The 5,093-nt window shown below is 57.3% G+C and carries 11 protein-coding genes; 8 read left to right on the forward strand and 3 right to left on the reverse strand.

The genetic code is table 11. From position 1 onward, the window contains the following. Positions 1-207: 207 nt before the first annotated feature. Positions 208-441, reverse strand: coding sequence for a hypothetical protein (locus tag RT513_RS20505; protein WP_313534515.1), 234 nt, complete (start codon positions 439-441; stop codon positions 208-210). Positions 442-512: 71 nt separating this feature from the next. After that, positions 513-674 carry a hypothetical protein gene (locus RT513_RS20510; RefSeq protein WP_313534517.1) on the reverse strand — a complete coding sequence of 54 codons (162 nt, stop codon included), beginning with the start codon at positions 672-674 and terminating at the stop codon, positions 513-515. Between RT513_RS20510 and RT513_RS20515 the strand changes: the two genes are divergently transcribed. Continuing rightward, positions 673-969, forward strand: coding sequence for a hypothetical protein (locus RT513_RS20515; protein WP_313534519.1), 297 nt, complete (start codon positions 673-675; stop codon positions 967-969). The two genes, RT513_RS20510 and RT513_RS20515, sit on opposite strands and share 2 nt — an antisense overlap. Before the next feature lie 8 nt (positions 970-977). Here RT513_RS20515 and RT513_RS20520 read toward each other — a convergent pair whose 3' ends face one another. Continuing rightward, complete coding sequence (locus RT513_RS20520) at positions 978-1,214, reverse strand: YdaS family helix-turn-helix protein (RefSeq protein WP_313534521.1); 237 nt, start codon at positions 1,212-1,214, stop codon at positions 978-980. Positions 1,215-1,262: 48 nt separating this feature from the next. On the opposite strand from RT513_RS20520, the gene RT513_RS20525 reads away from it, so the two are divergent. From RT513_RS20525 to RT513_RS20555, 7 genes are all read left to right on the forward strand, one after another. Next, positions 1,263-1,646: a helix-turn-helix transcriptional regulator gene (locus RT513_RS20525; protein WP_313534523.1), complete on the forward strand. Its 384-nt coding sequence runs from the start codon at positions 1,263-1,265 to the stop codon at positions 1,644-1,646. A gap of 238 nt (positions 1,647-1,884) precedes the next feature. Then, entirely contained in the window at positions 1,885-2,151 is a 267-nt protein-coding gene (locus tag RT513_RS20530) for a hypothetical protein (protein WP_313534525.1), read from the forward strand. A 154-nt stretch (positions 2,152-2,305) separates the two neighbouring features. Further along, positions 2,306-2,695 carry a hypothetical protein gene (locus RT513_RS20535; protein ID WP_313534527.1) on the forward strand — a complete coding sequence of 130 codons (390 nt, stop codon included), beginning with the start codon at positions 2,306-2,308 and terminating at the stop codon, positions 2,693-2,695. A 92-nt stretch (positions 2,696-2,787) separates the two neighbouring features. After that, the gene (locus RT513_RS20540; protein ID WP_313534529.1) at positions 2,788-3,237 is read left to right on the forward strand and encodes a hypothetical protein; all 450 of its coding nucleotides are present in this window, start codon (positions 2,788-2,790) and stop codon (positions 3,235-3,237) included. Positions 3,238-3,421: 184 nt separating this feature from the next. Next, on the forward strand, positions 3,422-3,661 hold the full coding sequence (locus RT513_RS20545) for a DUF1902 domain-containing protein (protein ID WP_313534531.1): 240 nt from the start codon (positions 3,422-3,424) through the stop codon (positions 3,659-3,661). 4 nt (positions 3,662-3,665) lie between these two features. Then, positions 3,666-3,863 (forward strand): type II toxin-antitoxin system HicA family toxin, encoded by a 198-nt coding sequence (locus tag RT513_RS20550; protein WP_313534533.1) that lies wholly within the window; start codon positions 3,666-3,668, stop codon positions 3,861-3,863. 87 nt (positions 3,864-3,950) lie between these two features. Continuing rightward, positions 3,951-4,250, forward strand: a complete 300-nt coding sequence (locus tag RT513_RS20555; protein ID WP_313534535.1) for a hypothetical protein — start codon at positions 3,951-3,953, stop codon at positions 4,248-4,250. Positions 4,251-5,093: the final 843 nt, after the last annotated feature.

Below are 5,093 nucleotides of genomic sequence, written 5' to 3' on the forward strand. Positions count from 1 at the left end.
CGAAAGCGCAGAGCCATGAGGATTTCGTGGTCATACCAGTCGCGGGCGCGGTTCACTGGGACACCCGCGCGCGGCGCTCAATTTCTCTTCCCAAAAACTTTTGAAGTGAGGTCAGCTTGTTAGCTGCCTCTGCCGGCATGAAGGCGATACCAGCGAATATGACGATGCAGGCGGTTACAGCCGCCCGAGCGAGCCTGAGAATGGAGATCATGGCTGCCTTTCTACGAAGTCGATCCACGCCCTGCCCGCGAGGGTGGTCTTGTCGCCCATCGGCTTGTGCAGGCCATCCCACCAGTTGCAGGCGGTCTGATACGTCACACCGAAGGCGACCGAGACTTCCTCGGGCCGGGAGTAGTTTTGACGAAGGAAGCACGCCCAGTAGTCGGCAAGGCGGGCGCGCAGGTGAATGGGATTAAGAACTTTTGGATGGGACTTTTGCACTCGGGAGGCTCCATGGTTGCTCTGTGGTGAGTGACCAAGTGAGGAGTGCTGGGCGGCGGGGTGATCGTGAGTCATTCCGCCGCTTCCGCCTTGATGGGGAGGAGCTTGATGGTGGTGGTCGATTCCGCGTCGCCCATCCTTTGCGAAAGAGAGATTTCCTCGACTCGCGACGGAATGCCTCTCAGGATGATGGCAAGGATTTCTTGCCCTGATTCTTTGAGGTCATCAAACATGGCGTTGCCGATTTCCGTGTCAGACATTCTGAAAATCCTCGATCAGATTCCCATCTGGAAAACCGTTCGCGATCTCCCTGCTCGCGTAGCCGCGCTGGAGCAAAGGGTCGCGGCACTCGAAGGTCGCCCGACGAAAGCCGAGCATCTGACGATCTGTGCGACATGCGGCGCACCCGCCAAGGTCATCGCGGTGAAGAACCACCCGAAGTTTGCGTTCGCAGGAATTAAGATGCGCACCGTCGAGTGCGAGGCGGGCCACCGGCAGGAATTCATGTGGGATCCATCCAAGGACTGACTGCACGCTCATTCCGCCGCCTCTTTTTTGGAGGGAAGATGTCCGTAAATGTCCGGACGGAGAGCATGTCGAGAGACCCGACCTCCGGTTGCCTCATCAACCATCTTGGCCATTTCTGCCGAGATGCTTTTCGCGTTGAGGAGGTAGGAAATCTGTTGCTGCGAGCAGCCCATCACATCCGCAAGCCGTGCTTGCGATCCGTAGATGCGAATGGCGCGCTCAATGTGTGGGCGAATTGTCTGCATACTAGCAAACTAGTGGTTTCTGTGCGGCGCGTCAACTAGGCAACTTGTGTGGATCATGACAAGCTAACTGGTAAAATCCGCGCCATGAGAACCCTCGCAGAAAATCTCTTGCTCGCACGAACCGCAGCAGGCTTAAGCCAGGCGGAGCTCGCGAAGCGCGCTAAGGTGTCTCAGCAGTTGGTGTCTCAGATCGAGCGGGGCGAAAACGAGTCTGCGAAGACGTCTACCTTGGTTAAATTGGCCGAAGCTGCGGGAGTGCAGGTCTCAGACTTAGTCCCGGAAGTTCTTGGCGGCGCACAACGTGGAGAGCGCGCCGCCCTGATGGAAAAAATCAATCAGATTCTAACCTCAGACAGTGAGGAAGCTCTCCACTCTCTCTCGGAACAGGCGGATTTAATCCTGCGCCGCATCGAGCGCAGCGCCAGCAAATGAGCCTCATAATTTCGACGTCCGTCATTGCAGCGACCTTCTCCCGCAGCGTCTGCCTCACGTCGGTCATTCCCCACGAACCGCCATAATCTTCCTTTGTCACTCGTTAACCCTCCCTCAGAATCGGTTCTTGTAATGTTCTCATCATGGCATGAGCAGGGCGAGGAAGAACCTGTCTTTTGGGGGGCGTCGAAGCGAGTGAGCTACTGGGATTGCTCACAAAATTCTGATGGGAGGGGGGATGGAGGATCAAAGTGAAGTAGACGCCTTGAGGGGCAAGGTCGAAAAGCTGGAAAGCCAAATGGCCAGGATGCGCGAGTTCCTGAATCAGCAGATCTATGCCGTCAAGGTCATCAACTATACATCAATGAACTTGGCCAAAATGGCAGCTGCGGCAGCCGCCAACGACGAAACAGCGCTCGCCGCGGCGTATGATCGTTATTGGGAAGAACATCAGAACGCAATCCAGACACTTGCGAACGCGTCAAGGCTTTTGTTTGATGAGTAGTATCTCAATCTTAAGACGCATAGACCGAGACCAAGCCGCTCTTGACGACCAGAGGCTTGGCCAGGGTGAGCCCCCTACCCTCTTGCGGGACGAGTCTCCTGAACAATATAGTTATGGAGCAGGCAATACTATTTCGTCGCAGGAGCGCCATTCGTTGGATGCCACAACCCAAGCGTACATCGATCGCAGTATGGATGCTGTTAGGGCGCAAAACGATGCTCGGTTTGCGGAAGTGCTATCGCGTATAGATAGCCTCAGCAGTGGGCTTGAGGCCCGTTTCTCTAACCTTGATGCCCGTTTCGCTAAGCTTGATGCCCGTTTCTCCAAGCTTGATACCCACATGACCTTGCTTGAGCACGCAACATCAAGCGCGCTCGCCGAAGCAACAAAGGCAAAGCAGGCCGCTGAGGATGCATCGGCCAAAGCCGGCGTCATGAAGTGGAATATTCTTTTCACGGCGCTTGGTGTCGCCGCGCTGCTCGCGGCCGTGTTTGCGGCATGGGTGCAGGCTGTGGAGATGGTTTCGAGCCTTCTCAACCCTTAAGCGCAAGACAGACGTCACGGCAGGCCCGTGGAGACCTGAGCGTAGATATGCGCTATAGTGCGGGTCGAGAACACCGCGTACGGGGTGAGAGCATGGCTGAGGAAGAAATGACCGCTGTTCTGGACCGGGCCAGAGGTCTTCTGGCGCGCCTCCAAGACGCCAAAGTTCCCGTTCAATTCATGATGGTCACTCCCGACGTGGATGGAGAGCCGAGGATACTCCTTGAGACTCCACTTTTCTCCGAGATTGGACCCCTGAAAACCTATGACTATTTTGTTCGGCTGGCTGACGCCCTCCACGATGATGATCTTATTGCGGAGGACTTGGTGCTGATCCTCCCCGGATCACCCCTGGCGGAAGCCATTACTCGGATGTTCGGCGGGGCTGTCGTTAAGGATAGCTTGTTTTCGGACACACGGGTCGGAGACGTCATGTTGAATGGGACCATTGTCCTGTCCAGGAGGCGGTTCACCAAACGCGACCTCTCATCGTCAGTAAAACAGATGAAGGCACGTATCCGTGAGATTGAAGCGGCAGCGTAAGCATCTTCTTCACCGCCACAGCCCGCCCTCACCCGGCGGGCTTTTTCATGCCCGGCGCTCGGGAGCGTCCCGGTGATGCGACCGTACGGCACATTCACCGCGCATCGACCAAGGTGGGCCTAACCTTTCCCGCAGAGAGCCATATCTATGCTACAACTTGATTCGCTGACTGATGGGGGAACCGATGCAAGAGCGCTCGATTACAGTGCACGCCGATTGGGACTCTGAGGCCGGAGTGTGGGTCGCGACCACCAACGACATCTGCGGGCTTGCCGTTGAGGCAAGCAACCTGGAGGCTCTTAGGGAGAGGGTCATGGGCGCCCTCCTTGACCTGATTGAGTTGAACGGCTTTCAGGCGAATGGCGCAGAAATCCCGGTTCATCTTGTGACAGAAGATACGATCAAGGTGAGCTGCGCGGCCTGACGACGTGGGACGGGGCTTTTACCGCGATCTTGTCGATATCCTTCGGCAAAACGGATGCAAGTTCGTTCGCCAAGGGCGAGGCGATCATGAGATATGGTTCAGTCCTGTATCGAACTGCAACTTCACCGTTGATAAGGGGTGCTTGTCTGCACATACGGCGAATGCCTCCCTAAAGCAGGCGGGGCTACCCAAGAAGTTCTAAGGACACTTGGCCCGCCCTCGCCCGGCGGGCTTTTCATGCCCGGCGAAGGACTCGACAGGGCCAGCGGCGCGGATCACCATCGCGGGATTGCAACCCGTTGATATGGTGATTCCTTTGACTGTCTTCCTGATCACTTATGACCTCAATAGAGAGACTGTTCGCCCGCCGATAGTTCGGCGCATCAGGAGCTATGAGGCTTGGGCCAGGCTGTCGGAAAGCTCCTACGCCATTTCGACGCCGCAGACGGCAGCACAGGTTTACTCAGGCCTCTCCGATCTGCTGGACAACAACGACAGCCTCTTCGTGATAAAGCTCAGCAATCCGGCGTCTGGCTGGGCAGCGGACCCTGATGTGAAGCAATGGCTTGACCAACACCTGACGTGGTGACGCGGACTATGGTGTGCCGCTCGGACAGCAGAGCCAGATTTCGAGCCTCATCGGACGTGCTGGGCTCGATCACCATCCGCCCCTCCTGATCAAGAACGATACGAGCCATGAGCCCCCTCCATCACCGAGGGGGCTTTTTGCCACCCTCTCCATCTCAGTTTCCCATGCCATGCGCCGCACCCCGGCTCCGGCATCGGCAAGGACTCGACAGAATCGAGGCTCCCCCATCTACTGGTGCGATCCGCAACCCCGCCTCGTCTGGCAACCGGGCTCTGCGGAAGGGGTATTGGAACCCCTGTGTCGTCACCAAAGACGGCTAAGGCGGGCAGCCGTGGAGGGGGATCCCCATGCGGTTCTTCCTGGCGGTGGCGATAGTGGCTGACTTGCTCACCATTATCGTCGGGTCCATCCAGATTGCCCTGTGGCTTCTGTAAGACCCGGGGAGGCTCCGGCCTCCCCACCATCCCCCTACGACCGTCCTTCCTCTATCCCTTCTTGCTCTGTCGGTCCTTGCCGACTGGGTGATTCTCTCACGTCCCGGCGCGCGGGGCAATTTTTTACTAGTTTGCTAGTTTTCATAGTTGACCATCCACTAGTTTACTTGTATTCATTATCTCACACCCCGAGCGACGCATGAGCCTCGGGAGCCATGAGGGAGACACGCCATGAACGCCCGTCCCGACCCGCTTGCCCTGATCTCGGACCACTTCGTCGATGTGCTCGGTGTCCTTCTAGCGCCCAAGCGCCCCCGCGCCCCGGCCTACGAGTTCGACATCGAGGTTGACGCTGACCCGGAGCATTTCGTGGTGCTGAACTTCGGGGGCGACGTGGACGGAGATATCT

Source organism: Haematobacter sp. (genome assembly GCF_032102465.1).
GTDB lineage: Bacteria > Pseudomonadota > Alphaproteobacteria > Rhodobacterales > Rhodobacteraceae > Haematobacter.